This is a genomic window from Synechococcus lacustris str. Tous, from assembly GCF_003011125.1.
Lineage (GTDB): Bacteria > Cyanobacteriota > Cyanobacteriia > PCC-6307 > Cyanobiaceae > Synechococcus_D > Synechococcus_D lacustris.
The window spans coordinates 1-850 of the sequence record NZ_PXVC01000247.1; the positions used below are offsets into that span (position 1 = coordinate 1).

Consider the following 850-nt stretch of genomic DNA (forward strand, 5'->3'; position numbering starts at 1 on the left):
ATCTTGGTAATTCTACCTGTGGTGGATGCGGATTTGGGGAGACCGGTGTTGGCAGGTTGGCTCCTGATCCAGAACAACCTATCGGTTATCAAGGTGCAACATAACGTCCGCCCCCAACTTAACCGCTGCAATCACTAAGGCTTTTTGATTTTATAAATAACCAGAGCATGGAATTAAAGAGGGCGTTCCAGACGCTGCAGGCGCAGTTCACTTACCGAGGCGATGGCCTCGAAGTCGGTGTCAAAGCTCACAAGAAGAGCGTTGTGATGCAGGGCCACAGCAGCAACCAGCAGATCGATGCTGAACACAGTGCGGCCGATCTGGCGACAGGCTTGGCCTAATTCGATCGCCCGCTGCCACAAATCCGCTGGGGTGGTGAGTTTAGGCAAAGTTGCAAATTGGGCCTCTAGCTGACGAATCTCATCTGGCCGGGCTGAACGCAACAGCTCAAAACGCACTGGCTCAGCCAGGTGGGCCTGGGGATTAAGCACAAAGGGGGCGATGAACTTCTTGAGAGGGAGCGGGCTACGAGCACGGGTGAAGTCAACCCAGAGGCTGGAGTCGAGCAGCATGATCATTCGGCTAGCTCCTGTGCTCGTTGTCGGTCGCACTCCCGGTCGTTTTCAAAACCCTCCAACTCCACCCCCCACTCGCCGCTAATGAAGCGTTGAGCGATCTGGGCGCGATGTAGCTGCTGCAAAGCTTGTTCCATCAGGCGGCGAATTGCAGGGCCCTTCTTACTCTCACCAGTGAAATCAAGAATTTCAGCCATCTCATTTTCTGAAAGCTCAACAGTTACTTTCATAATTTAGGTCTGCGAAAGTCGCATTTCTAGCAAAGCATGAAACTT

The 850-nt window shown here is 52.9% G+C and carries 2 protein-coding genes; both read right to left on the minus strand.

All coding sequences use genetic code 11. The annotated features are described in order from the left end of the window. Positions 1-173: 173 nt before the first annotated feature. A complete protein-coding gene (locus C7K08_RS14675) occupies positions 174-572 on the minus strand; it encodes a PIN domain-containing protein (protein ID WP_241537297.1) in 399 nt (132 codons plus the stop codon). A gap of 2 nt (positions 573-574) precedes the next feature. Next, positions 575-805: a hypothetical protein gene (locus tag C7K08_RS14680; RefSeq protein WP_106501196.1), complete on the minus strand. Its 231-nt coding sequence runs from the start codon at positions 803-805 to the stop codon at positions 575-577. Positions 806-850: the final 45 nt, after the last annotated feature.